This is a genomic window from uncultured Corynebacterium sp. (genome assembly GCF_947253065.1).
Classification (GTDB): Bacteria; Actinomycetota; Actinomycetes; order Mycobacteriales; family Mycobacteriaceae; genus Corynebacterium.
The window spans coordinates 19,028-43,626 of sequence record NZ_CAMXWS010000017.1; the positions used below are offsets into that span (position 1 = coordinate 19,028).

Sequence of the window (24,599 nt, forward strand, 5' to 3'; positions counted from 1 at the left end):
AGTACAATCACCCGGCGTGAATAAGGAAGAGCAGATGACGCAGACAGACTCACCCGTGGTGGGCAGCACCCGCACCGCGGCCCCACCGCAGCGCAGCCCAAGGAGGCTGAACCGCGTGGCGATGCTGTCGGGCGTGTTGGCATTCCTGTTCTTCGCGCTCACCCCGCTTTTGCCGGTGAAGCAGGTCCAGTCGTCGTTTGATTGGCCGCAGAATGGTTCGCTGAATTCAGTGAACGCGCCGTTGATTTCGCTGGCGCCAGAGTCTTTGGACATGACGATTCCGCTCACGGTGTCGGATTCGCTGAATCCGGGACAGACGAATGTTTTGTCGACTCTGCCGCCAGATTCGACAGAGGCGCTTGACCGCGGATTGTTCGTCACCGCGCCGGAGGAAGGCGGGCTGACGGTCTCCTCGCTCAACGAGGTCATTTTCGAGCTCTCCCCCGAGGAGCTGGACAGCGTGCGCAAGGAAGACGGCGCGGCGCTGAAGCTCGAGGCCACGGGCGATGGTGTCACGGTTACCGTCCCGGGCACAGAATTCAAGGGTGAGAGCGAGGACGATATGCGTCCTCAGCTCACGGGCATCTACACAGAGTTGTCCGAAGAGCAGGCACAAGCGCTTATCGACGCCGGCCTCAACGCCCACGTAGAGATCAATTCCCGCTTCACCTCTTCCCCGTCCGCGGTGAAATGGGTGGCCATGATCGCGGGCAGCATCTCCGCTGTCATCGCCCTGTGGTCGATTGTCCGTTTGGACTTGCTCGATGGCCGAAAGCTGCGCCCGCTGCGTCCAGAGTGGAAGACGCTCAAGCCGCTGGACGCTGTGGTCGTCGGCCTGCTACTTTTCTGGCACTTCTTTGGTGCTAATACGTCTGATGATGGCTTCCTGCTGACCATGGCGCGGGTGGCCAATGATTCGGACTACATGGCCAATTATTACCGCTGGTACGGCGTACCGGAGTCTCCCTTCGGCGCACCGTTCTACAACCTGCTGTCCATGCTGTCGCAGGTCAGCACGGCATCGGCATGGATGCGCTTGCCGACGCTTCTGTCTGGCATCGCTATCTGGTTTGTGCTGTCGCGAGAGATCTTGCCGCGCCTTGGCTCTGCCATCGCGACCCGGCGCGTGGCGTACTGGACTGCTGCATTCATGTTCCTGGCCTTCTGGATGCCGTACGACAATGGTCTGCGCCCGGAGCCGATCATCGCATTAGGCACGATTGTCACGTGGGCTTCCTTTGAAAGCGCGATCGCTTCGCGTCGTCTCACCCCAGCCGCATTGGGCACCGTGTTCGCCGCATTCACACTGGCGTGCGGCCCGACCGGTCTCACCGCCGTCGGTATCTTCTTGGTATGCCTGCCGCGAGTGTTCCGCATTATGCGCGAGCGCACCGCCATCGCACCCCCTGCCGCCTACGTCCTGCCATTCCTTGGCTTGGGCTTCGCGGTGATGATCCCGGTCTTCCACGACCAGACTTTGGCGAGCGTGCTGGAGGCAACCGCGGTGCGTTCCGAGGTCGGCCCGGCTCTGGAGTGGTTCAACGAGTACGTCCGCTACTCCACGCTCTTTGAAGCAGCCGTGGACGGCTCCATGACCCGCCGTTTCGCCATGTTCACCTTGCTGTTCTGCCTTGGCCTGGTGCTGTGGAGCATGTCTCGCTTTGGCAAGGTCGAAGGTGCGGAGAAAGACCCGACGAGGCGCCTGTTGGCCATCTTCGCCCTGTCCATGTTCTTCCTCATGTTCACCCCGACCAAGTGGACCCACCACTTCGGTATCTATGCCGGCCTCGCCGGTGCTGCCGCCGCATTGGGCGCGGTGGTGCTCGCGCAGATCGCTTCTCGTTCTGCTCGCGCCCGCACTTTCTCGCTCGCCGCAGTGATGTTCCTGCTGGCCATTTCTTTGGCTGGTTGGAATGCCTGGTGGTATGTCTCCTCCTTCGCGGTGCCGTGGTGGGATAAGACAATCCAGTTCAAGGGCATCGAGGCAAGCACGGTCATGCTGGGCCTGTGTCTGATCACCGTTGTCGTGGGTGTTTTCCAGTCGCTGCGTTTCAGCCAGCGCCGCGAGCAGGCGGAAGCTGCCGGCAAGCTTCGGGAATTCGAGGCTGCCGAGGCCGCAGAAGGCTCCCGCTTCCGCACGATCATGACGGCACCGATCGCGGTCGCGTCGATCCTCGTCGTCACGTTCTCGTGCCTGACATTTGTGAAGTCCTTCGTGGATCAAGCGCCGGCCTACTCCGTCGGCATGGGCAATCTCCGCTCGCTGAAGGGCGATACCTGCCAGCTCAGTGGCGATGTCTTGCTGGAGACCAACACGAACGACTCGTTCCTCACCCCTGTCGACGGCGTCCCGCTGGGCCGCTCCCTCGAGTCCGGTACCGTCCGCGGTTTCCACCCGGAGGGCGTGCCGGCATATATCGACTCGGAGAATGAGGGTTCGGCGAGCGTCGGCAAGATCGGCGATACGAATGCTGCAAACGATAGCGGTTCTAATACTGCTAATAACTCTGGCGACTCCTCTGCTGGCGCGGACAATGCCGCAGCGGAAACCCCGACCGGCAGTGGCACGGGCGGCGACGATGTCACTTCCGACACCGTCCAGTCCACCAGCCGCGCTGGCACCCAGGGCAACCGTTCCCCGGACCAGGTGGGCATCAACGGTTCGACGGTCCGTCTGCCTTTCAACTTGGATTACAACCGCATTCCGGTGCTAGGCACCTTCAATGAGAATGCGCAGTCTTCCTCGGAGATCACCACCAGCTGGTTCGAGCTGCCCGAAGCTACCGAGGAAGCACCGCTGCTGGTCGCGTCGGTTGCTGGCCGCATTGAGCACCACGACATCAACGGTGAGGAAAAGGAAGGCCAGACCCTCAAGCTGGAATACGGCACGCGTAACGACGACGGTTCTGTCACCGGCATCGGCGAGGTAGAAATGCTCGATCCGGGCCCAGCAGTGAAGTGGCGCAACCTGCGCTACCCCATTGCTGACTTGCCGGAAGAAGCCAATGTTGTGCGTCTTGCCGGCGAAGACATCAACCTTGACCCGTACGAGTGGATGGCACTGACACCGCTGCGTAACCCAACGCTGGAGCACATCACTGAGGTCTTCGATTCTGAGACCCCAGGCCTTCTGGATTGGTCTGTAGCGCTGCAGTTCCCGTGCCACCGCACCTTCAACCACTACGCAGGTGTCACGGAGATCCCACAGTTCCGTATCTCCCCGGACGCACCGGGCAAGGAACAGCTCAGTGGCTTCCAAGACTTCCTCGGTGGTGGTGCGTTGTCCACTGCTGAGGCAGTGAACTCGGCTTACGAGATGCCGGGCTACCTGGATAAGGATTGGCACCGCGACTGGGGTTCCGCATACCGCTACGTGCTGCGCACCAACTCGCTTGGCCAGGATCCGGCGCCGGCGGAGATCAACTATGAAGAGATCATGCGCTCTGGTTGGTGGAAGTCTTCTGACATGAAGATCCGCAACCCGCACGAAGAAAAGGGACGAATGTAAGGTTCAGCCACCCTTTCAAACCTGGAAACTCGCCGGGGCCGCCTTAGCGGCCCCGGCGTTTCACTACAGTGGGGAGCCATGAAGGACCTCTACAAGCTTGTGAACGGACCCTGGTTGGAAAGCCACGTCATCCCCGACGACCGTGGTGTGGATGGCACATTCCACGGCCTGCGCGATAAGGCCGAGGAAGACGTGCATGAACTGGTCAAGGAATCGACCAGCCGCGCGGGCGATCTGTACGCCTCTTTCATGGATACCGAGGCGATCAACGCAGCAGGTCTCGCTCCGCTGGAAAGCGATTTTGAGCTGATCAGCGTGGCCAATATTGACGAGCTTGCCCACAACTTGGGCGTGCTGGACCGTCGCGGTGTGTCCAGCCCGTTGAGCTACTGGGTTGAGAAGGATTCCGAGGGCGATACGGCAGTTCCTTACCTGGTCCAGTCCGGTCTGGGCCTGCCGGATGAGGCGTACTACCGCGATCCCGCACACGCAGAAACACTGCAGAAATACCGCGCGCACGTCGAGCGCATGCTCGGCTTTTTGGATCCTTCCCGCCTCTTCGGACTCAGCGCCGCGACCGCTGCCGAGCGCATCGTGGAAACTGAGAAGCAGATCGCGCACAGCCACTGGGATGTTGTGGCCAGCCGCGACGCGGTGAAGACCTACAACCCGACGGAGCTCAGCGAGCTTCCGGCCATCATTCAAAAACTTCTGCGGGGCTCCGGGCTTGAGCGCGGCCGCGTGATCAACATGATGCCCTCCTACACCGAGGACCTCTCAAAGATGCTGCGCGCAGAAACCCTGCCGGACTGGCAGCTCTGGGCGACCTGGCACATCCTCATCTCCCGCGCAGGGGTCTTGCCCGAAGAAGTAGGTGCCGCCAATTTCGAGTTCTACGGCACCGCACTATCCGGCGCGACGCAGCAGCGCGACCGGTGGAAGCGCGGCATCGCCCTGGCAGAGGGGCTGGTGGGGGAAGATATGGGTAAGGAGTTCGTCGATAAGCACTTCTCCCCTGAAGCAAAAGACGAAATGCTGAAGCTCGTCGACTACCTTGTCGCCGCGTACCGCGAGCGCATCAGCCAGCTTTCCTGGATGTCGCCCGCCACCCGCGAGCGTGCGCTGGAGAAGCTGTCGCAATTCCGCCCAAAGATTGGCTACCCCGACACGTGGCGCTCCTTCGACGGGTTGGAATTCTCCCGCAGCGGCGCTGACCTGGTCGCTAACGTACGCGCTGGTGCCGAATTTGAGCACGACTACCAGGTAGCCAAGATCGGCAAGCCCGCCGACCGCGACGAATGGGTGACCACCCCGCAGACCGTCAACGCGTTCTACAACCCGGTGGTCAACGACATCACGTTCCCCGCCGCGATCCTGCGCCCGCCGTTCTTCGACATCGACGCCGACCCGGCCGAGAATTTCGGTGCGATCGGTGCAGTCATCGGCCACGAAATCGGCCACGGCTTCGACGACCAGGGCTCGCGCTATGACGGCGCCGGCAACCTCAACTCCTGGTGGACCGACGACGATCGCGCCCGCTTCGAAGAACTGACCAGCAAGCTGGTTAAGCAGTACAACGGGCTCGTCCCCTCCGTGCTCGCCGGCCGGGACACCAAAGGCGTCAACGGCGAATTCACCCTCGGCGAAAACATCGGTGACCTGGGCGGACTCGGCATCGCTGTCGTCGCGTATAAGAACTACCTCAAAGAGCACCAGCTTGACGACGGTCCAGCGCTCCCCTTCGAAGCCGACGGCGCCTCCGCGGAACTCGAGGGGAAGGAATTCACGGGCCTGCAGCGTCTGTTCCTGGCCTGGTCGCGCGTGTGGCGCACTGCCATTCGCCCAGAGATGGCGGAGCAGTACCTGGCCATCGACCCGCACTCGCCAGCCGAGTTCCGCTGCAATGTCATCGCGGGCAATATCTCCGAGTTCTACGAAGCATTCCCGGATGTGGACGAGCACTCCGCGATGTGGGTTGCTCCGGAAGATCGTGTGGTGATCTGGTGACGGACTCTGGAGCACCCACCAACGATTTCGCCGCCGCGCAAGACCGCATGCGGCACGTCCCGGAGCAGATCGAGCCCGACGCTCCCCTGCCCGCCGGTGATGCTGGCGCCGAATACCCGCTCAACGAGCAGCACCTGGAGGATTTCCAGGTCGGCGGAGTAGAGCGTTCGCTCCCGCCCACAGAGCGATTGGCGCAGCTGGTTTCCTACATGGAGAACAGCTACCCGGTGCCTTCCAGTACCGATGCGGAAGCGATTGACCGCTACCTCGCGGCACTGCCTGATCGTCTCACGCACGCAGCGATGTTGATGCTCGGCTCCGGCCTCGACCACACCATGCCCGGCGTCGCCTACGGCATGGACGCCGAGACGAGTGAGCTGCCCGAACTCGGTGCGCGACTCTTCGCTCCTGCCGGTGACACCACTCCGACCGGACAGTGGGCCATCGCCGTCCACCCCGAAGGCTTCGGCCCACGCGCTGTTGAGCACTACTGGCGCCCTCTCATCGCAGCTGTCGCGCAGCTTACTGGCACCACGATCGTGGACCTCGATGCACCCACCACTGAGGCAATCGACGCGGCGTTGGGCTACATCTCACAGCAAAGCCCCACCGCCACAGCGATTCTGGCGGCACGCGCTGTTGAACAACACTCAGCAACGCTTATCGACGCCACACCCCTCACCCACCCCACCCCCAACCACTCGTCTGCTGGGATCGGTGAGAACCAGGCCGGGATCATTGCCACGCCGGAAGAATTCCGACGCATCACCGCCTCCGTCGCAGAGACTCTGCGCAACAGCTAGTCGGCAATGGGCGTGAACGGCTTTTCCACCGTGTGCAGCCCCCAATGGCCCTGATCAGACATCCAAATGGTCAGGGCCTCTGCACCGTTGGTGATGCGGCGCATCTCCAGTGTCGCCGGATCCACACCGAAGGACAACGGTGCTTCTTCGGCCTGATCAATCCAGGCATGAACATCGTCGGTGTGCTCGTCGACGTCCCCATAGCTGAGCGCAGCGGCCACCCAGCTTGGGCCGAAGGTCACCGACCCGAAAGCTGATTCCAGGTCATCCGCCCAACCGAATTTCGAGCCCACCGCCCCATCGAGCTGGTCTGTACCGAAATCCTGCTTGAAGCCGTCTAATGCGTACGGCGCATGATTAGCCATGCCACGGATCAGCGGTTCAGCCACCGGATCATTCAAAATCAAGGTGACAAATTTGGCCAAGTCATATGGTGTCGTTCCCGATTTACCCCAATAACCAGTACTGAAGGTTCCTTTCAAGCCGAATTCCTCAGCCACATCATTGATAGCTTCGGGGTATTTCTTATCCAACTCCACCGCAACAGCATCATCGGAAACCCTGATCATTTCCAGCACCTGGCCACGCTCTTCAGTCGTGCCGTTAGCTAGCACGTAGTAGCCCAGATAGAGCTTGGCCAAGGACAGTGCCGGGCGGGTTTCGCGCGCATTCGGCGAACCCGTCCAGTGCCCATCCGAGTGGTAGACAACCAGGTCAGTGCGTTCCCCCGTATCACCCGGAATGACGTCAATCGCGTAGGCCTCCGGCGCACAGTGAACCACCTGTGCAGCAGCAATGAGGCCCGCGGAAAACGCCGCGGTGGCGAGGAACTTTTTCACAAGTGCTCATTATGCACACACCATGCGCGCACTGTGTATTCACTTACACCTGCACACTCGGCTAAAGGTGCAGGATGGAATCGCCTTCGTCGAGGGTCTCTTCGTCGACAGGTTCATCGACCTCGCACAATGTGACTACCGCACCGGTGGAATCCACCGCGGTGAGCAACAGCCCGAACGGAGAATTCTCTGGGCCGCGAAGTACCTCGCCACCGAATTCCTCGATGCGGCTGCGGGCCTCAGCGACATTCGCAACACCAAGATACGAGCGCCAGAAGCTCGGGATCTCCGCCGGGATCTGCTCCCGCGCATCCCAAATACCAGCGAATGCTGCGCCGTCCTGCATGGCCAGCAAATAGCCGTCATTTTCCACGATGTCCCAGTTGAACAGCTCGCCATAAAAGGACGCAAGCTTTTCGACGTCACCCGTACACGTATATTCATGCCACACCGGCGTGCCCGGCTCGCCGGCTGCCACGAATGCATCCTCGCCAGCCGGCTGGAACAGGCCGAACCAACCACCAGCGCTATCTGCGCACAGAGCCATCGTGCCCAGCGACACCTGCTGCGGCTCGGCCAACACGCGTCCCCCGAGTTCAGCCACACGCTGGGCGTCACGCTCAATATCAGTCGACAGGAAGTACGTCACCCACGCATCCGGCATCGTGTCCTGCGGCACCATGCCAGCAACCGGCATGCCCTGCAGGCGAGCAATCCGGTAATCGCCCTCTTCGACCTCCCAGCCGAAAATCCGGGAGTAGAAATAAGCCGATTTCCGTGTCTCCGACGACAGCAGATCGATCCAGTACGGCATGCCCTCACGGGCCTCAAAAGCAGGCATGGTTTTAGAGGTTCCTCCACTTCTCCGGATCGAAATCGTCGTTGGCGGTGCGCTCATCAAAATAGTCGTCATCGCCGCCACCGCTCACCACAGTGGCGGTGATGGAGGCGGAGGGAATGGAGACCACGTCGCCGTCGATAAGCTCGTGCCCTCGTGCTGTGACGACTTCGCCATTGACCATGACATCGCCCGAGGTAATGAGCTCTTTCGCGTGCCCACCCGTTTCCACGAGGTTCGCGAGTTTCAGAAACTGGCCGAGCTTGATGCTTTCGCCGCTGATGCTGATATCCATATGCCCGCAAGTTTAGCCGGGCAATAAACCAGAAGCCCCCTCGACAATCATCCACAGCGCCAGTGCCACAAAGATCAGGCCCGTGACAACATCGACCACGTGCCCATAGCGGTCCAAAAAGCCCGAGACCTTGTCCACCAACAGCGCAAACCCAACGAACCACGCGAATCCGATAACCACGAGCGTGAGCAGGATGACCAACATCCACTCCCAGCCCATGCCCGGCTTCACAAACTGCGCGAAAACCGCCCCGAAGAACAGCACCGCCTTCGGATTAGACAGGTTCGTGGCAATCCCGATGCGCAAAGCCTTGCTGGTCGGCAGAGCTGCAGCGGGTGCAACGTCGTCGCTCGTGGTCGTTTTCCGCGCGGCGAACCCGGCGCGCACCGCACCAATGCCCATCCACAGCAGGTACGCCCCGCCGACGAGTTGGAGCACGGCGAGAATTTCCGGCGCGGCTTGGATCAGTGCGCTCAAGCCGAGAAGCGACGCGGCAATCCAGCCGGTGTTGCCGATCATGATGCCCACGGCGCACGCGACACCCGCCGCGCGTGATTTCACGCCGAGGCGCGCGATCTGCACAACGTCGGGGCCAGGGCTAGCGATCGCGGCGACCCACACGCCGATCAGCGCGAGTAATTGACCGAGTGCCATTAACGTTCTGCCTGGTCGCGCGGCATGATATTCATCGTGTCAATGTTGACGTGCGGCGGCAGGGACGCCACCCAACGGATCGCCTCAGCGATGTCCTCGGCAGTCAGGTTGAGCTTGCCGTCGTAGACTTCCGCGGCGCGTGCTTCGTCGCCGAAGCGGTTGTAGGCAAAGTCCGTCTTCACGCGGCCGGGGTCGATTTCGGTGATGCGGATGGGGGTGTCTGCCTCTTCGCGTCGGAAAGCACGCGTGAGTGCGCGCAGGCCGAATTTGGCGGCGTTGTAGCCGGACCCGCCGACGTACGCATCCCAGCCGGCGACGGATCCGATGTTGATGACCAGGCCTTCTGCCGCAACAAGCGCGGGGTACAGCGCCTTGGTCACGCGCACGGTGCCCAGCACATTCGTCTGGTACATCCAGTCCCAATCCTCCGGCTTGGCTTCGCGCAACGGATCGAGTCCGCGCGCGCCGCCCGCGTTATTCACCAGGACATCAACGCGCTCAAGTACGCTCGCAAGCTTCTCGACGCTCCCCTCATCCGTCACATCCAACTCCACCCCCACTCCGCCGATCTCGGCGGCGATGTCATCGCACAGCTCCTTACGGCGCGCGCAGACATAGACGGTGTAACCGTCTTTAGCTAGGGCCCTGGCCGCGGCCTCCCCGATGCCTGCTGATCCGCCAGTGACTACCGCAATCTTCTTCTCGCTCATGTGGTGCAGTGTAGGCGTGCCCCTCGGCGGGCACTGGTTTTTTAACGCGTACCCTTGCGCATATGACCACGCTTGATGATGCGACAGAACACCCCAACTTCGCCGACCTCCGCGCCTCCCGCTGGTACAAGCCGGATTCCGACGAGCTGGAAACTGTCCGCCACGCCGCGTGGGAGCGCATCCGCGAACTGAATTCTTTAGGCAATTTGAATCCTGAGCGTGCGGAAGAGCTCTTGAAAGGCATCCTCGCCCCTGGTTCCGCCATCCCTGAAGTTTTCGCACCGCTACAGGTCGAATTCGGTGCGCACACCACCTTTGGCGAAGGCTGCTTCCTCAATTACAACTGCGTGATCTTGGACGTAGCTGAGGTGAACGTGGGCAAGCGCACCCTGTTTGGTCCAGGTTGCCAGCTCATCACCGTCGAGCACCCGGTTAATGATGCGAAAGAGCGTGCCGACGGCTGGGAGCGCGGCCGTCCCATCAACATCGGCGACGACTGCTGGTTCGGCGCCGGCGCGATCGTCCTACCTGGTGTGACCATCGGTGACCGCTGCGTCATCGCCGCCGGTGCTGTCGTGGCTAAGGACGTCCCGGATGACAGCCTCGTCGGCGGTGTGCCGGCCAAGCTGATCCGCTCGCTGAAACCGCAGGACTAGCCTGACACACTGGCACTATGACCGACAGGTTCGACCTTTCCACCATCGGCGCTGGCCTTCCCGTCGCAGATGTCATCGGCGACCTTCCTGCGCGTGGCCCGCTGGTGGTCGAAGCTCCCCCAGGCACAGGCAAGACGACCCTGCTGCCGCCTGCGATCAGCAACCTCACTGCTGACAACGGCGTCACGCTGGTCACCGCACCGAGGAGGGTGGCGGTGCGGGCGGCGGCGCGTCGATTAGCGCAGCTTAGTGGCACTCCTCTTGGCGAGCTCGTCGGCTATTCCATCCGCGGCGAGCACAAACAAGGGTCCGCGGTGCAGTTTGTCACCCCGGGCGTCCTGCTGAATCGGCTGATCAAAGACCCAGAGCTGACCGGTGTTGGCGCGGTACTCATCGACGAGGTCCACGAACGCCAATTGGACACCGACCTGGTGTTGGCCATGGCGATGGAAGTGGCTTTTCTGCGCGATGACCTGTACCTCGCCGCCATGTCCGCCACCCTCGACGCGAAGGCCCTCGCCACCCACATGGGCGCGCAGATCCTGTCCACGGAGGCCGTCACCCACCCGCTCGATTTCAGCTACCACCCGCACCCCGGCCGCGCGGAGGGTTCGCGGGAGTTCTACTCCCACGTCGCGCAACTTGCAGGCACTCCGCACGACGGGCGCACCCTCGTTTTCGTGCCCGGCGCACGCGAGGTCGACGTCGTGTGCGCCCAGCTACCCAGCGCGGCACCGCTCCATGGGCGCCTGACAAACAAGGAGCAAGACGAAGCACTAAACGGAAATGCGCAGGTCGTCGTGGCTACATCGATTGCGGAAAGCTCGATCACGGTGCCGGGAGTGAGCCGCGTCGTCGATGCCGGACTGTCTCGAGTGCCGCGCCGCGACGCCGCCCGCGCGATGACGGGCCTGGTCACGGTCTCCAGTGCGAAGACGAGCGCCGATCAGCGTGCCGGCCGTGCGGGTCGTCTCGGCCCAGGCAAGGTTGTGCGTGCCTATTCGCAGTCGGACTACCAGCACTTCAGCGCCGATATCGCGCCTGAGATCACCACCGCGGATCTCACGTCTGCCGCGCTGACGCTCGCCGCGTGGGGCTCGCCAGATCTGCCGCTTCTCACCCAACCGCCCGCCAACGCGCTCGCCGACGCGCAGCGCACCCTCCGCGAGCTTCGCGCCCTCGACGATCACGCCATCACCCCGCTGGGCGAAAAGCTCGCCGCGATGCCGCTCGATCCACGGCTGGGCACCGCGCTGCTTGAGCACGGTTCCGGAGCCGCACGCACGGTCGCAGCACTCGCCGAAGGGACCAGCGGCGACCTCGCCCGTACGAACGCACCACAGCGCCAGGTCGAACGCTTCGCACGCATGGTGCCGCACACCCCGGACGCCCCTGCCGGCGAGGTCATCGCCACCGCCTACCCGGAGTGGGTGGGCAAACACCTCGGCGACCGCGAATACTTGCTGGCCAGTGGCACACGCGCCAAGCTCGACACCACCATCGCACCCGCCGACTGGATCGCCGCCGCCGAAATCCAACTCACTGCGCACGGCGCCATCATCCGCGCAGCCGCCGCCACCGAGCTGCCCACGCACCGCATCACAAAGAAAACCACAGCATCGCTTATCGACGGCCGCCTCCGCCCCCGCCGCACCACCTCCCTCGGCGCCATCGAACTGACCTCCACACCCATCAAGCTCAGCCCTGAACAGGCTCAAGAAGCCCTCGCGGATATTTCACTGGACTTCGCTGACTTCCCACTCAGTGACAAAGCCCAACGGCTGGCGGACCGCATCGATTTCCTCCGCGACCGCCATGGGGATCCGTGGCCCGACATCCATGCTGGTGACTACTCGCCGGAGGTGGGAGAGCTGGCACGCGGGACGCGCATAAGCAAACTCGACATGTACGCCGCGCTGATGCGCCAACTGCCGTGGCCTGAGGCTTCCGACATGGACACCCTTGCGCCCGCGCGCCTCGAAGTGCCCAGTGGCTCCTCACCGCGCATCGACTACTCCACCGGGCGCCCCGTCGTCCGCGTCAAACTCCAAGAATGCTTCGGCCTGGCCACCTCCCCCGAAGCCAGCGGCGTGCGCGTCCTCTTCCACCTGCTCTCCCCGGCCGGACGCGAACTCGCTGTTACCGACGACCTCAAAAGCTTCTGGGACGGCCCCTACCAGGACGTACGCAAAGAAATGCGCGGCCGCTACCCTAAGCACCCCTGGCCCGAAGACCCCTGGAGTGCCCAAGCCACCGCACGCACCAAGAACCGGATGTAGCCGTTCAAAAGCGAAGCTCGTCGGTGTACTTCTTCCTTGCCTTCATCGCATGGATAAGCAGTTCTCGACCATCATCGAACTGCAACAGAACAAGTTCATCGCTCAGCCTATGAGACGCATAGTGCTTTCGAGCAGATGCGTGTATCTCAAGCGGCACTGATCCACTTCCTGATCGCTTCCCTAATAGCATCAGAACGAGTAGCGAAACCCTCTGCTTTTGCTTTTTCCATCACAGCTGCGATCGTCGCTGCATCAAGCCGAACCGGGACAACGGAACCAGGCCCATCCCCAATAGAAGGGCGACCAGGGCGGGCAGGAGGAAGTGTCGCTGGGTCATATCCCGCTTCCGCTTCGTCCGCCCAGGCTTGAATCTGTGCGTCCGTGATCTCTTTTCCCTTGATCGTCCGCTTGGCCATGGCCTTATCGTATACGGAATTAAACAGATAAAACTACCCAGTTTTCGCAACTTTTGGCTTTTACCCAGTAAGTTAATCCGGTATGAGCACAGCCCAGAACCAACGCGCCCACTCGGTGACCATCTGGACACTGGTGTCCTTGATCATCGGTTCCACTGTCGGATCAGGCATTTTCGCCCTTCCCCAAAACATCGCTTCCGTGGCCAGCCCCGGCGCGATGCTGATTGGCTGGGTGATCGCTGGCGTGGGCATGCTGTCCATCGCGTTCGTGTTCCAGATCCTGGCGCGACGCAAGCCGAACTTGGACTCCGGCGTGTACTCCTATGTCCGCGCTGGCCTGGGCGATTTCATCGGCTTCACTGCCGGTTGGGGCTACTGGCTCGGCTCTGTGATGGCGCAGGTCGGCTACGCCACCTTGTTCTTTGGCACGCTCGGCCACTACTTGCCGTTCTACAACCAGGACAATCCGTGGGTGATGGCGCTGACGGTTTCGGTGCTCACGTGGGCGATCTTCTTCGCGCTCACGCGCGGTGTGAAGCAGGCGGCGCTGATGAACCTGGTCACCACCATTGCAAAGCTGGTCCCGATCCTGGCGTTCATCGTGCTCATCGCCTTCGTCGGATTCAGCTGGGACAAGTTCACCCTGGACTTCTGGGGCAATACCTCGGGCATCCCGCTTTCCGAGCAGATCCAAGGCATCATGCTCTTCACCGTCTGGGTCTTCATCGGTATTGAGGGCGCATCTGTCTATTCCAAGCAGGCACGCTCCCGTAAGGACGTCGGCCGCGCAACCGTTATCGGTTTCCTGTCCGTCCTGGCCCTACTCGTCGCTGTTTCCACGCTGTCGTACGGCGTGCTCACCCGCGAAGAACTCGCAGCACTGCCGGATAACTCCATGGGTGCGGTCCTTGAAGCAGCAGTCGGCCCGTGGGGCGGCGCGCTAATCTCCATCGGCCTGTGCCTGTCGGTGCTGGGCGCCTACATTTCCTGGCAGATGCTGTGCGCGGAGCCGATCGTCATGATGGCCTCCGACAACCTCCTGCCGCGCAAGCTCGCAGAAACCAACGCCAACGGAGCACCGTTCATGGCGCAGCTGCTGTCCACGAGCGTGGTCCAGCTGTTCGTCATCCTGTTCTTCGCCAACGAGACCTCGTACAACGCGATGGTGCAGCTGGCCACCATCATGTACCTGCTGCCGTATATCTTCTCGTCGCTGTACCTCGTGCTCCTTTCAGTGCGCGGCAAGGGCCTGTCGCACCCGCACGCCGGCACGCGTTTCGACGACTCCGGCCCCACCGTCTCTTCCTCCGACAACCGTCGCCACCTGGTCATCGGCATCATCGGTTTCATCTACTCGCTGTGGCTCATCTACGCCGCGGACCCGGTGTACGTGCTCTTCGGCGCACTCGCCGTCATCCCGGGTCTGATCGCCTACGTGTGGACGCGTCTGGCGCAGCGTGAAAAACCCTTCAACACCTTCGAATGGGTCGTGGTGGGCCTGGTCGTGGTGGGCTCCATCTTCGCCATCATCGGTCTGGTCAACGGCTCCCTGGTCCTCGAATAGGGCCCGGTTTAGCGGGTCATCGCCATGATGAAATCTGCCGAGACCAGCACGAACTCATTGTCTAGCTCGTGACCCGCCTCCACGAGCATCAGGTTGTCGGGCAACTCTTCCCGCGTCGCCAAAGCCACTGCCAAACCAGGCAAAGCCTCCGCATCCGCGACGATATGAAGCTGCTCAATCGTGGTGCCGTCGACAAATTTCAGGACAGCATCCACGATTTCTTCGGCCTTTTGCGTATCGACGACCGCGTCCCCCACCAATCCAGACACCGTCACCGCCATGGCCGTTTTCGTTTTGATCATGAGCGAAGACCCTAATCCCGCCCCCTGAGGAATCTCTGTGACGGAGTATCGGTTCTACCTAGAGCTGAAAAGCCAAGTACACCGACAGCACAACCACCAAGGTGAGCAGTGCATAACGCACCAGCTTCGCACCGCCGCCAAGGACCGTGCGGGCACCGATCTGCGCGCCGATGATATTCGCCACCGCAAGCGCCAATGCGAGCGGCCAATCAACGAACCCGCCAGCGATGAAGACCAGCAGGGCACCGAGATTCGTGGCGGTGTTGATCACCTTTGACATCGCCGCGGACTTCAAGAAATTCTGGGCAAATAATGCCGTGAACCCCATGATGAGGAACATGCCGGTACCAGGGCCGAACGAGCCGTCATAAAACCCGATCACAGCCACGAGACCAGCCGCCACCAGAATGCGCCGCGGAGTCAGCCTTGGGGCATCCTCTGCGGATTGCGAGGTTCCGAATTCCGGTTTCAGCGCCACGAACACTCCCACGGCGATGAGGAGGACGAGGATGAGGGGGCGGAGAAGGGAGGCGTCGATAAGCGATGCTGCAAGCGCACCCACTGCCGAGAGTGCCCCTGCGATGAGTGCATAAACCCACGTCTGGCGTGGCACCCCGACACGCCGCACAAGCGTCACCGCCGCCGACGCCGTACCCGAAACTGACGCCACCTTATTCGTCGCCAGAACCCCGGCCGGCGGCATCGACGTCGTAGCCATCAGCACCGGGATGAGAATCAACCCACCTCCCCCGATAACCGCATCGACCCAGCCTGCGAGAGCTGCCGCGGCAACCAAGATGGCGATCATGGACCCCCACGCTACTATGACGAAGCGTGGAACAACGCAGCCGCTGGATGATCGTCGCACCGCTGTCGGTGCTGCTCGGGTACTTCCTTGCCCGCCTGCATGTGCCCGCCGCGTGGATTCTCGGCGCGATCATCGTCTCGGGCTTCTCCGCGCTCGGCACGGGCCGCGAACTGAAAGTCAACGCTAAGTTCTACAACTTCTGCCGCGGCATCATCGGTGTCCTCGCTGCTGTGCCACTCGCGGGCGTACCTCCCGCAGAACTGCTGCATTATCTGCTGCCGGGCCTCGCATCAGCTGCGGTGATCATCGGCATCGGGTTCATCGGCGGCCTCTCACTCGCCGGCTATGCCGAACGCAAAACACGCAAGCTTAACCACGAACTCACCGTCTCCCGTGAAACCGGCGTCCTATCCATGCTGTCCGGCGGCGCGTCGATCATGATGTCGCTCGCTACTGAGCTGGGTGCCGACATGCGCTACGTCGCGCTGACCCAATACCTGCGACTGCTGGCAGTGTCGATGACGCTGCCCCTCGTCGCCTCGCTGTTGACCAGGCCAGGAGTGAGCCACTCCGTTGGACTCGACGTCACCTGGTGGATGTGGCTGCTCGTCATCGCGATCGCGCTGATCGGCGAGCCAATCGGCAAGAAAATCCACCTGCCCGCACCCGCTGTGTTCGGGCCGTTGATCCTCACCGCGATCATCACGATGCTTCTGCCCGTGCCGATTATCCCGCCGGAACCGCTCGCCATCGTGGCATTCATGTCCATCGGTTGGGCCTGCGGTGGTGGGTTGAGCGTGCCGGCGTTGAAACGATTCGGCAAGCTGCTGCCCGCCACGATCACATTCATCATTGTGGTCATGGCCTCGTGCGCCGCAATGGGCTTTGTCGTCGCGCAGTGGCTCGACATCACATTCTTCGAGGGTTACCTGGCCACCAGCCCCGGCGCGATCGAAACGGTTCTCGCGCTGTCCTCAGAAGGTGGCGGTGGGCCAGCGGTGGTCGCACTGCAGCTGATCCGCCTGGTCTGCATCCTGCTCTTCGCGGGTTCGCTGCCGAAGATTCTGCGCGCTATCGACAGGCGCAAGTTTTAGCGGCGGCAGCCGAGCCGACCTGCTAGCCCTGGAGTACTTCGCGCGCGAGAATATCCATCGGCATTGAGCCAAGACGCAGGGCCTTGTCGTGGAATTCACGCAAGGTCATGCCCTTCTCGCAGGCCTTTTCGCGCAGGTCCATCCAGTCGCGGTAGCCGAGGGCATACGAGGTGGCTTGGCCTGGCCAGCCCATGTAGCGGTCGAGCTCAAAGCTCAAATTCTGCTCGTTCATAGCGGTGTTATCGCGCAGGAAGGCCTTGGCGTAGGAGGCATCCCACTGGCCGGTGCCGTCCGGGGTCTTCTTGTGCAGGTGGACACCGATATCAACAGCGACGCGTGCGAGACGCATGCGCAGGGAGTCCAGCAGGCCCATGCGGTAGCCCGGATCGTCGAAAAAGCCCAGGTCTTCCATGAGGGTTTCGGCATACACAGCCCAGCCTTCGCCGTGGGCGGCATTCCAATTCAAGGTGCGGCGCCACAGGTTCAAAGTGTTGCGCTGTGTCATCGCGATGCCTTGCTGGACGTGATGTCCCGGCACACCTTCGTGGCAGATACGAGCAAGCTCGTGCCAAGCATGGAAGCCGTCCTGACCTTGCGGCACGGACCACCACAGGATGCCCGGGCGCAGCAGGTCCTCTGAGGGCGGGGTGTACATCATTCCGCCGGTGCCGGCGGCATCGATGCGGCAATCCAGGTTGCGGATCTCCTCGGGCAGGGTGAACATTTCACCGTCGAGACGCTCGATCATCTGATCGGACATCTTCTGCATCCACTCGACCAGCAGGTCGTTGTCGGTGAGGGTGTAGTTGGGGTCTTCATCGAGGCGTCGATAAGCGCCGCGCGCGGTGCACTCCCCCTCAAACAAGTCGTGCGCAACACGCTGCTGCTTATCGACGATCTGCGCCAACGCATCCAGCGACCACTCATACGCCTCATCAAGATCGATCTCGCGGCCCAAGAAGAACTGCGAGAACAACTCATAACGCTCACGGCCCACCGAATCAGTATGTGGCGCGAGCGGTGCGAGCTCCGTCGAGAGCCAATCCGCCATCTCCGAAAAGGCCTCTTTCGCCTGTGCGACCGGCTCTGAATCGAACTCGAGCCCCAAAGACTCCAGCAAGGAACCGTCCTCAGCAAGCGCTTCACACTGGCTGATCACAGCATCAATCTGGCGTTGCGACGCCACGTCCCCCTGCCCCGCAGCCTCCGCCAACGACTCGCGATAACCGGCCAACGAACGACGCACACATAACATGCGCTGCGCCAGATTCTCCAGGTCCTCGTCCGTCTCCTTCGGCATCACCGTCAGAGCATTACGGATGATCTGCACCGGCGACGTCACGTTGTTGAGCATCCGCAAATTCTCGCCACGGTGGTGCAAGTCAAGCTCAACGAGCATGCGGTCGCGCAGGAGCTCGCCGGTGACGTAGTCGACCTCGTCGAAATCATCGTCGTCGTCGGAGGCATCGGTGCCGTCGTGAAGCGCATCGACATCAGCGACCAGGTCACGGATCCGGTCCGCAATCTCATTCCAGTGCTCGGGGCTGAAATCCTGCAACTGGTCGTCGTGATCGTGGATACCGATCTCGGTACCAAGGGTCGGCGAAATCTCGGCGAGATCGTAGACGAAATCCTCACACGTCGCGTCCAGGAGCGATGGGGTGCGTTCACTCATGAGAGCAGAGTCTATCTATGTCGAGGTTATTTCTGCACCCGAGCGAAATAGTCCGCTTAGTACAGTCATTTGGGTACCAGATGAACAACATGGTCTAGTCACGTTCTACAATGTGTCTCATGAAATCCTCGTGGTCTGCGTTCTCACGCCCCCAGAACCCCGCCGCGAAGTGCCTGCACTTGGTGAGGTTGAATCCGGTGACGTCGAGAAGCGAGCTCGTCTCTGCGACAGGTCTGTCACAACCCACCGTGACCCGCGCCATCGCGGCGTTGATGTCCGCAGGATTCGTCACCGAACGAATGGACCTCTCCAAATCTCACGGCCGCGGCCGCCCCATCATCCCGCTTGAGCTGGCCGAACTTGACCCAGTCTTCGCTGGTATCTCCGTCGGCACAACCGCGACATACATCGCGCTCTTCGACATCAAAGGCCGCACAATCCGCGACGTCGACGTGGACCTGCACGTCGCCGACCTAAGCCAAGACGACTTCATCCAACACGTCATGGCCGGACTCAACCGACTCATGGCGGACCTCGACCGGCCACTCGCCACCGTCGGCGTGACCACCTCCGGCGCGGTCAGCCCCGACGGCGTGGTCAACGCGCCCAACCTCGGGTGGCACGACGTGAACATCGGCGCGCAACTCGGCGAACAATTCGCAGTGCCCGTCACCGTCTCCTCCGCCGTCGCTGCGATCATCGGATCCGAAATCCAATCCGGCGAAATCATCGGCGACGCACCCATCATGGCGATCTTCGCCGACGACTCCATCGGCGCCGCCGTCACAGAAGACAAACTCGTCGTGCCCATCACCGTCGAACGCGAAGACCTAACCACCCACGGCCTGCTCGACTCCATCGGCGCGCCCAAAACACAAACGCTTATCGACGCCATCTCCCACTCCCACACCACCCCCTCCATCCGCGCCGCCCTGGACCGCCGCGCTGAAGGCCTCGGTGAAGTGGCTGCGGAACTCATGGCCGAGCGCAATGCCTCCACGTTGGTTGTGGCTGGCTCCGCCTTCATCGACGACCAGAAGGCTCCCGGAGTGTTCGCCCGCTCCGTGCGTCAAACACTCCCCGAGGGGGCCGAGGCTCGCCTTCGCATGATCCCCACCCACCGCGAAATGGTGCGCGATATCGCCCGCGCGGTGGCCCTAGACCTCGTGCTGCGGGAACCGCTGGCTGTGAACTTGCCGTAGGTGTGGCTGCAGCCCTACCAAGCTGGGCTGATTCATGCTGGCGCTGCGGGTTGCCTTCGCGGTGCGGGTTGCCTTCGCGGTGCGGTCTTCGCGTCGCTGCTCCACGAGCGCGTAAGCAACATACCCGACAAGCAGTGCGTAGCTACCCGGCACCATGAGGATCGCGGATTCCATGCCTGGGTGGACGTCATAGAAGAGGTTGGCGGTGACGTTTGTCGCGAGGAACGGCACGCACGTCAGCACCAATGCCCCAACTGAAAGCAGACCGGCGACCTGCCAGCGCGCCATGTTCCCGTTTGCCCACGTGGCCACCGCCTGATTGACGCCAAAGAACACTCCGATAGCTACCGGCACGATCCACACCCAGTGGTGGTACCAGGAAAACGGTGATACCAGGCATGCACCGAAGCCGGTGAAACCAACAGCGAGAGGGATATTGTCGCGCTTCACGGCGAGGGTTGCAGCCACGGCGACCAGCGCGATCGTCAGCAGAAGAAGGACGAGCCAGACTGCTGACGATTCAACACCCAGGTGCCGCACCAGCACCGATTTCAGGGACTGTGCACCGGGGTTTGTGTGGTCACCGACGCGGTTGGATTTGAAGATGGCATCCGTCCAGAAATTCTTCGCATCCGGGACCACGAGGAAGCCGACCACGACAGTGCCCAGAAAGGTCAAGAAGCTGCCCAGCGCAGCCCACCACCGCCGCTGGATGAGGAAGAGAATGCCGAAGAACGCTGGCGTGAGCTTGATTCCGGCAGCCAACCCAACGCCGATACCAGGCAGGCGGTGCTTCAGCGGCAGGAAGTCGAGGCATACCAAGACCATGAGCAGGACGTTGATCTGGCCCCAGAACAACGTCGCGTGAAGTGGCTCAGCCCCGAGCAAGAACACACCGGCAAGCAGGGGGAGGATGAGGAGGAAGGAGTTGGGGTTGACGTCGATACGCAATCGACGCAGGCAGAACCACACGACGAGGATCACGCCAGCGACGGTGAGGGTGTGCCAGATGGCGGTGACGGTGACGTCGTCAAGCAGGCTCACCCACGCGAAGATCAGCCCGGAAAACGGCGGGTACGTGAACGGCAGGCTGAAATAGATCGGGTCTTGGTAAAGGTTGATGCCTTCCGCGACGCGTTCGCCGCCGCGCATGTAAATCCACAGGTCGAGCGGCACGTCGGTTTTGAAGACGTTGTCGAGGTGCGCCCAATTAGCCAGGTATCGCAGCACAATGTACGCGACCGTTAGGCTTAAGCCTGCGATCACGGTCATTCGTCCTGCCAGCTGTTTCACGCCCTGAACGCTACCTGCGCACGCGCGTTTTTCGGGGGACGGCACACGATTTTTGTGCGCTAAATCTCCAGGGCGTCAAGAACAGCATCCATGGCGTCGCCGACGTCGGTGCGCCAGAGGGTGTCGGCTTTCGGGTCGGCGCGGCCAGGGCCACCGTTGATGACGGCGACGGGTTTGCTGTCCGCACGCGCGTCGAGCACCAGCCGGTACCCGCTCATCACAGCAAGGGAGGTGCCTACTGCGATCAGGGACGTCGACGCATTCAGCCACTCGCCAGCCGCTTGCCGACGCCCCCTCGGCACACTCTCCCCGAAATACACCACATCCGGTTTCATGCGCCAACCCCCGCACTGAGAGCAGTCGACCATGGTGAAGGACTGCACCGCTTCTTCAGGCAGTTCCACATCGCCGTCAGGGTTGATCATGGTTTCGTCCACCAGGACGGAAGACAGGTAGGTGGGGTTGGCGGTCTCAAGGCGGGCGTCGAAAAGCGAGCGTGCTTCTCTGAAACCGCAATCGAGGCACACGACGTGCTCCATGTCCCCGTGAAGCGCAATCACGTTGCGGGAGCCGGCTTCCGTGTGCAACCCGTCGACGTTTTGCGTGATGATGCCGCTAATCAGCCCGGCGCGCTCCAACTCCACCAGTGCGAAATGCGCACGGTTTGGCGAAGTCGCACGCATCTGCCGGATCCCCACGAATGCACGCGCCCAATAACGGCGTACCGACGCCCGCGAGTGCGCGAACTCCTGATACGTCATCGGCCGCCCCTTCGACAACCGCCCACCCGGCGAACGGTAATCCGGGATCCCCGACGCAGTAGACACCCCTGCACCTGTGATGACCAGCGCCGGACCGTTTCGCAGCAGACGCACGACTTCCGCGAGCGCCTGCGCGGGTGGGGTCGGCTCCGTTGTTTCGTGCACCACCCGCTCAATCGAGCGGATCGCACTGCGGTGAGCGAGCTCGACAGCCGGGTCGGTGAATTCGGGCTCCGGTGGCCGTGGCTGCGACTGTGGCTGCGGCTGCGGCTGTGACTGTGGCGTCACCTGAACGGAACCTCTCCCAGTGCGTGACGGAGCTTGCGGGTGCGCAGCCGCTCTGGGTTCTTAGCCAACCGCTCCACGGCACGCACCGCGCACATGACGTGGGCTTCCTTCGAGTTTGAGTAGAAGGCCTGCGCAGCAGCGGGCAGTTTCGGCACGGCGTGCAACGGCAGGTCAGACACCGCGAGCAGCGTGCCGTAAGGCACCCGGTAGCGGTAACCGTTCGCGGCGATGGTGCACGATTCCATGTCCACGGCTGCCGCGGTGGAATTGCGCAGCCATTCCCACAGGTCGCGTGGGGCTTGCCATTCCCAGTTGCGGTCGTCAGTGGACAGTACCGTGCCAGTGCGCATGAGCGACTGTTCTTCCTCGCCGTAGATCTTCTTCACGGATTTCTCCAGCGTGCGCTGGATTTCCGGCACGGCGGGGATCGGCGTTTCGGGGTGGATGTGGCTGTGCAGGACATGGTCGCGGCGCTCATACGCGTTGCCCAAAATCAGGTCGCCGATGCGCATGCGGGCATCCAAGCCAGCGCAGTGACCGATCATGATCCAGCACTCTGGGCGCAGCACAGCCAAACAATCCGTGATCGTTTTCGCATTCGACGGTCCGACACCGATATTGATCATGGTCACGCCACTATTCCCGTCGGCCACTAGGTCGAAGCGTGGCATCTGGTACTTCGAGGCGAGGTCCATGGCCACGGCGTCGATATTGGAAACATCGCCACGTTCAACACGGGTGCCGTTGGGGAGGACGAGGGCGTGGTAGCGCGTTGTAGCGTCGGCAAGCTGGCTCAGCCCGAATTTCACGAACTCGCGCGTGTGCATCTCGTAGTTCGTGAACAAGATGAATTTCTGCACCGAGTCGACCTCGATGCCGGTGTAGTGCTCGATGCGGGCGCACGCGATGTCGAAGCGTTGTGGCCCGAAGTGGAAGAGGGGTTTTTCTGCACCGTGGAAGGCATCCCAGTCGCCGTCGATGATGGCATCGTGGACGTCGTCAAGCGTGGGACGTGGCGCTTTCGCTCCTTCCGGCCGGCGCGCACCGCGGATGTACTCGGGCGCGATGCCGATGTCGGAGTAGCCGACGGAGATTTCCGCGTCGTAGTTCTCCGTCAGGCATCGCAGCTGCTGGCGCCAGTAATTCGCCATCAAATCCGGGCGCGAGACGGACGCGGAGTACACGCCTGCCTCGTCGACGTAGCCGAAAGGCTCGGAGCGGTCGATCGGCTTCCATTCCTTAATCTCTACCGCGATCTTCGGGTACAGCACCTGCGAGTAGTCGCCGCCGGCGCGGGCACGCTCGCACGACGCCTCATAAAGCTCAATCAGCTTATCGACGGCCCCGTCAACACTTCCCACTACCTCTAACGCTCCCATGCGCCCAACCCTACTGAAAACGCCCGCCCCGACGGGCTAGAGTGCAGTTCTGTGACCAACCTCGTGAACATGTGGCGCCGGGGAAGAACCGTAGCTGTGCTCGCTGCGCTTCCACTGGCGCTCGTGGCATGCTCTGACCAGGGTTCTGATCCTGCTGGGCGTCCGTTTACTCAGGCCTCTCCCCTTGCGCCGCCTGCGCATGCGGGTCTGCAGATCGACGGTCTCGAGGAGAAAATCGCCGCCATCGAGGAAAAGACCAACACCCAAGCAAGCCTTTCGCTTTTCGACGGCACCCACCCCACCAACGCCGGCTCCGGCGGCACCCTGCCCGCCTGGTCCACGATCAAAGTCCCCATCGCTCTGACTGCATATGAGCATTGCGAGGACGAAGATTTCGTCCTGGAGCAGACCACTGCCGCTATCGAATGGTCCGACAATGACGCCGCTTTTGCTCTGTGGCGCTGCCTCGGCTCCGACGCGGAAGCCAGCGCTTTGGTCAGCGATGAGATCGCCCACGCAGGTACGTCTGTGCACGTCGAGGCCGCCTTTGGCACCACCGAGTGGCCCGTCCCCGCCCAGGCACGCTACGCCCACCACTTGGCAACTATCCGCCCCGAGAATCCAGTGATCCAAGAGATGCACAAAATCGACGAGGAACACAGCTACGGCCTGGGCACCATCGCTGACGTCCCGTTCAAAGGTGGCTGGTCGGATGCTCCCGACGCGTCGTTCCACGTCCGACAGCTCGGCTTCACGCGTATCGACGGCGTCGATTACGGCATCGCCATCGCCGCCCGCTCTGTGCTCGGCTCCGAAAAAGACTGTCAAGACGCCCTCGATCAAATCGCTGCGCTGCTGATCGAATCCTCCGAGCACCTGCACGCCAAGGCCGTGCCCGAGACTGTGCCCGAGTCTGAGTCTGTGCCCGAGTCTGAGTCTGTGCCTGAGTCTGAGTCTTAGCCTGAGTCTTAGCCTGAGTCCTAGCCTGCGACCGAGTCCAATTCCGAAGAGGAGTGAACACAATGAGCGAAAACACCACAGCGACCCTCGAAGAAACAACCGTCGAGCTGCTGAAGAAGCTGATTCGAAACGCCTGCGTCAACGACCTAACCGCGGATTCCGGTAACGAGGTGCGCAATGCCGAAACCCTCGAGGAATTCTTCTCCGGCACCGATGTTGAGATCCGCCGCTTCGAGCCACACCCCGGTCGCGTGTCAGTCGCTTTCAC

The 24,599-nt window shown here is 62.0% G+C and carries 21 protein-coding genes and 1 pseudogene; 10 read left to right on the forward strand and 12 right to left on the reverse strand.

The annotated features are described in order from the left end of the window. Positions 1–16 precede the first annotated feature (16 nt). The 3 genes from Q0X21_RS05820 (at position 17) to Q0X21_RS05830 (ending at position 6,318) form a co-directional block, all read left to right on the forward strand. Complete coding sequence (locus tag Q0X21_RS05820) at positions 17–3,508, forward strand: arabinosyltransferase domain-containing protein (protein WP_367172743.1); 3,492 nt, start codon at positions 17–19, stop codon at positions 3,506–3,508. A gap of 78 nt (positions 3,509–3,586) precedes the next feature. Next, on the forward strand, positions 3,587–5,515 hold the full coding sequence (locus tag Q0X21_RS05825) for a M13 family metallopeptidase (protein ID WP_297850882.1): 1,929 nt from the start codon (positions 3,587–3,589) through the stop codon (positions 5,513–5,515). Further along, a complete protein-coding gene (locus Q0X21_RS05830) occupies positions 5,512–6,318 on the forward strand; it encodes an alpha/beta hydrolase (RefSeq protein WP_297850883.1) in 807 nt (268 codons plus the stop codon). The genes Q0X21_RS05825 and Q0X21_RS05830 overlap by 4 nt, the downstream gene beginning before the upstream one ends. Here the strand turns inward: Q0X21_RS05830 and Q0X21_RS05835 are convergent. The 5 genes from Q0X21_RS05835 to Q0X21_RS05855 all read right to left on the reverse strand — a co-directional run bounded on the left by Q0X21_RS05835 (position 6,315) and on the right by Q0X21_RS05855 (position 9,654). Continuing rightward, positions 6,315–7,157, reverse strand: a complete 843-nt coding sequence (locus Q0X21_RS05835; RefSeq protein WP_297850884.1) for a hypothetical protein — start codon at positions 7,155–7,157, stop codon at positions 6,315–6,317. The two genes, Q0X21_RS05830 and Q0X21_RS05835, sit on opposite strands and share 4 nt — an antisense overlap. A 61-nt stretch (positions 7,158–7,218) precedes the next feature. After that, positions 7,219–7,998: a VOC family protein gene (locus Q0X21_RS05840; protein WP_297850885.1), complete on the reverse strand. Its 780-nt coding sequence runs from the start codon at positions 7,996–7,998 to the stop codon at positions 7,219–7,221. 4 nt (positions 7,999–8,002) lie between these two features. After that, on the reverse strand, positions 8,003–8,290 hold the full coding sequence (locus Q0X21_RS05845; protein ID WP_297850887.1) for an RNA-binding S4 domain-containing protein: 288 nt from the start codon (positions 8,288–8,290) through the stop codon (positions 8,003–8,005). A 12-nt stretch (positions 8,291–8,302) separates the two neighbouring features. Then, positions 8,303–8,944, reverse strand: coding sequence for a LysE family translocator (locus Q0X21_RS05850; protein WP_297850888.1), 642 nt, complete (start codon positions 8,942–8,944; stop codon positions 8,303–8,305). Then, positions 8,944–9,654: an SDR family oxidoreductase gene (locus Q0X21_RS05855; RefSeq protein ID WP_297850889.1), complete on the reverse strand. Its 711-nt coding sequence runs from the start codon at positions 9,652–9,654 to the stop codon at positions 8,944–8,946. Before Q0X21_RS05855 ends, Q0X21_RS05850 begins: the two co-directional genes overlap by 1 nt. A 62-nt stretch (positions 9,655–9,716) precedes the next feature. Here Q0X21_RS05855 and Q0X21_RS05860 point away from each other — a divergent pair, with 62 nt between their 5' ends. Both Q0X21_RS05860 and Q0X21_RS05865 read left to right on the forward strand, forming a co-directional pair. Then, positions 9,717–10,310 carry a sugar O-acetyltransferase gene (locus Q0X21_RS05860; protein ID WP_297850890.1) on the forward strand — a complete coding sequence of 198 codons (594 nt, stop codon included), beginning with the start codon at positions 9,717–9,719 and terminating at the stop codon, positions 10,308–10,310. 17 nt (positions 10,311–10,327) lie between these two features. Further along, positions 10,328–12,589 carry an ATP-dependent RNA helicase gene (locus Q0X21_RS05865; protein ID WP_297850892.1) on the forward strand — a complete coding sequence of 754 codons (2,262 nt, stop codon included), beginning with the start codon at positions 10,328–10,330 and terminating at the stop codon, positions 12,587–12,589. Between the two features lie 146 nt (positions 12,590–12,735). On the opposite strand, the gene Q0X21_RS05870 is transcribed toward Q0X21_RS05865, so the two are convergent. Then, positions 12,736–13,005, reverse strand: a complete 270-nt coding sequence (locus tag Q0X21_RS05870; RefSeq protein WP_297850893.1) for a ribbon-helix-helix protein, CopG family — start codon at positions 13,003–13,005, stop codon at positions 12,736–12,738. A gap of 82 nt (positions 13,006–13,087) precedes the next feature. On the opposite strand from Q0X21_RS05870, the gene Q0X21_RS05875 reads away from it, so the two are divergent. Continuing rightward, the gene (locus Q0X21_RS05875) at positions 13,088–14,569 is read left to right on the forward strand and encodes an amino acid permease (protein ID WP_297850894.1); all 1,482 of its coding nucleotides are present in this window, start codon (positions 13,088–13,090) and stop codon (positions 14,567–14,569) included. A gap of 8 nt (positions 14,570–14,577) precedes the next feature. On the opposite strand, the gene Q0X21_RS05880 is transcribed toward Q0X21_RS05875, so the two are convergent. Beyond that, on the reverse strand, positions 14,578–14,871 hold the full coding sequence (locus tag Q0X21_RS05880) for a hypothetical protein (RefSeq protein WP_297850895.1): 294 nt from the start codon (positions 14,869–14,871) through the stop codon (positions 14,578–14,580). A gap of 58 nt (positions 14,872–14,929) precedes the next feature. After that, a complete protein-coding gene (locus tag Q0X21_RS05885; RefSeq protein ID WP_297850896.1) occupies positions 14,930–15,679 on the reverse strand; it encodes a TSUP family transporter in 750 nt (249 codons plus the stop codon). Positions 15,680–15,705: 26 nt separating this feature from the next. Between Q0X21_RS05885 and Q0X21_RS05890 the strand changes: the two genes are divergently transcribed. After that, on the forward strand, positions 15,706–16,773 hold the full coding sequence (locus Q0X21_RS05890) for an AbrB family transcriptional regulator (protein ID WP_297850897.1): 1,068 nt from the start codon (positions 15,706–15,708) through the stop codon (positions 16,771–16,773). Positions 16,774–16,795: 22 nt separating this feature from the next. Here Q0X21_RS05890 and Q0X21_RS05895 read toward each other — a convergent pair whose 3' ends face one another. Beyond that, the gene (locus Q0X21_RS05895) at positions 16,796–18,448 is read right to left on the reverse strand and encodes a DUF885 domain-containing protein (RefSeq protein WP_297850898.1); all 1,653 of its coding nucleotides are present in this window, start codon (positions 18,446–18,448) and stop codon (positions 16,796–16,798) included. A 119-nt stretch (positions 18,449–18,567) separates the two neighbouring features. On the opposite strand from Q0X21_RS05895, the gene Q0X21_RS05900 reads away from it, so the two are divergent. After that, positions 18,568–19,650, forward strand: coding sequence for an ROK family protein (locus Q0X21_RS05900; RefSeq protein ID WP_297850899.1), 1,083 nt, complete (start codon positions 18,568–18,570; stop codon positions 19,648–19,650). Here the strand turns inward: Q0X21_RS05900 and Q0X21_RS05905 are convergent. From Q0X21_RS05905 to amn, 3 genes are all read right to left on the reverse strand, one after another. Then, positions 19,606–20,943, reverse strand: a complete 1,338-nt coding sequence (locus Q0X21_RS05905) for a glycosyltransferase 87 family protein (protein ID WP_297850900.1) — start codon at positions 20,941–20,943, stop codon at positions 19,606–19,608. The two genes, Q0X21_RS05900 and Q0X21_RS05905, sit on opposite strands and share 45 nt — an antisense overlap. Before the next feature lie 59 nt (positions 20,944–21,002). After that, the gene (locus tag Q0X21_RS05910; RefSeq protein WP_297850905.1) at positions 21,003–21,890 is read right to left on the reverse strand and encodes a Sir2 family NAD-dependent protein deacetylase; all 888 of its coding nucleotides are present in this window, start codon (positions 21,888–21,890) and stop codon (positions 21,003–21,005) included. Positions 21,891–21,988: 98 nt separating this feature from the next. Beyond that, entirely contained in the window at positions 21,989–23,371 is a 1,383-nt protein-coding gene (amn, locus tag Q0X21_RS05915) for an AMP nucleosidase (protein WP_297850902.1), read from the reverse strand. A 51-nt stretch (positions 23,372–23,422) separates the two neighbouring features. On the opposite strand from amn, the gene Q0X21_RS05920 reads away from it, so the two are divergent. Both Q0X21_RS05920 and Q0X21_RS05925 read left to right on the forward strand, forming a co-directional pair. Then, positions 23,423–24,331 (forward strand): hypothetical protein, encoded by a 909-nt coding sequence (locus Q0X21_RS05920; protein WP_297850903.1) that lies wholly within the window; start codon positions 23,423–23,425, stop codon positions 24,329–24,331. 62 nt (positions 24,332–24,393) lie between these two features. After that, a pseudogene (locus tag Q0X21_RS05925) lies at positions 24,394–24,599 on the forward strand (acetylornithine deacetylase); the annotation flags it as partial.

Bases quoted from the DNA above. Each gene is read 5' to 3' on its own strand.
- amn (WP_297850902.1), bottom strand. From the start codon at position 23,371: ATGGGAGCGTTAGAGGTAGTGGGAAGTGTTGACGGGGCCGTCGATAAG.
- Q0X21_RS05855 (WP_297850889.1), bottom strand. From the start codon at position 9,654: ATGAGCGAGAAGAAGATTGCGGTAGTCACTGGCGGATCAGCAGGCATC.
- Q0X21_RS05900 (WP_297850899.1), top strand. From the start codon at position 18,568: ATGAAATCCTCGTGGTCTGCGTTCTCACGCCCCCAGAACCCCGCCGCG.
- Q0X21_RS05870 (WP_297850893.1), bottom strand. From the start codon at position 13,005: ATGGCCAAGCGGACGATCAAGGGAAAAGAGATCACGGACGCACAGATT.
- Q0X21_RS05825 (WP_297850882.1), top strand. From the start codon at position 3,587: ATGAAGGACCTCTACAAGCTTGTGAACGGACCCTGGTTGGAAAGCCAC.
- Q0X21_RS05885 (WP_297850896.1), bottom strand. From the start codon at position 15,679: ATGATCGCCATCTTGGTTGCCGCGGCAGCTCTCGCAGGCTGGGTCGAT.
- Q0X21_RS05880 (WP_297850895.1), bottom strand. From the start codon at position 14,871: ATGATCAAAACGAAAACGGCCATGGCGGTGACGGTGTCTGGATTGGTG.
- Q0X21_RS05875 (WP_297850894.1), top strand. From the start codon at position 13,088: ATGAGCACAGCCCAGAACCAACGCGCCCACTCGGTGACCATCTGGACA.
- Q0X21_RS05845 (WP_297850887.1), bottom strand. From the start codon at position 8,290: ATGGATATCAGCATCAGCGGCGAAAGCATCAAGCTCGGCCAGTTTCTG.
- Q0X21_RS05850 (WP_297850888.1), bottom strand. From the start codon at position 8,944: ATGGCACTCGGTCAATTACTCGCGCTGATCGGCGTGTGGGTCGCCGCG.
- Q0X21_RS05840 (WP_297850885.1), bottom strand. From the start codon at position 7,998: ATGCCTGCTTTTGAGGCCCGTGAGGGCATGCCGTACTGGATCGATCTG.
- Q0X21_RS05895 (WP_297850898.1), bottom strand. From the start codon at position 18,448: ATGAGTGAACGCACCCCATCGCTCCTGGACGCGACGTGTGAGGATTTC.
- Q0X21_RS05865 (WP_297850892.1), top strand. From the start codon at position 10,328: ATGACCGACAGGTTCGACCTTTCCACCATCGGCGCTGGCCTTCCCGTC.
- Q0X21_RS05860 (WP_297850890.1), top strand. From the start codon at position 9,717: ATGACCACGCTTGATGATGCGACAGAACACCCCAACTTCGCCGACCTC.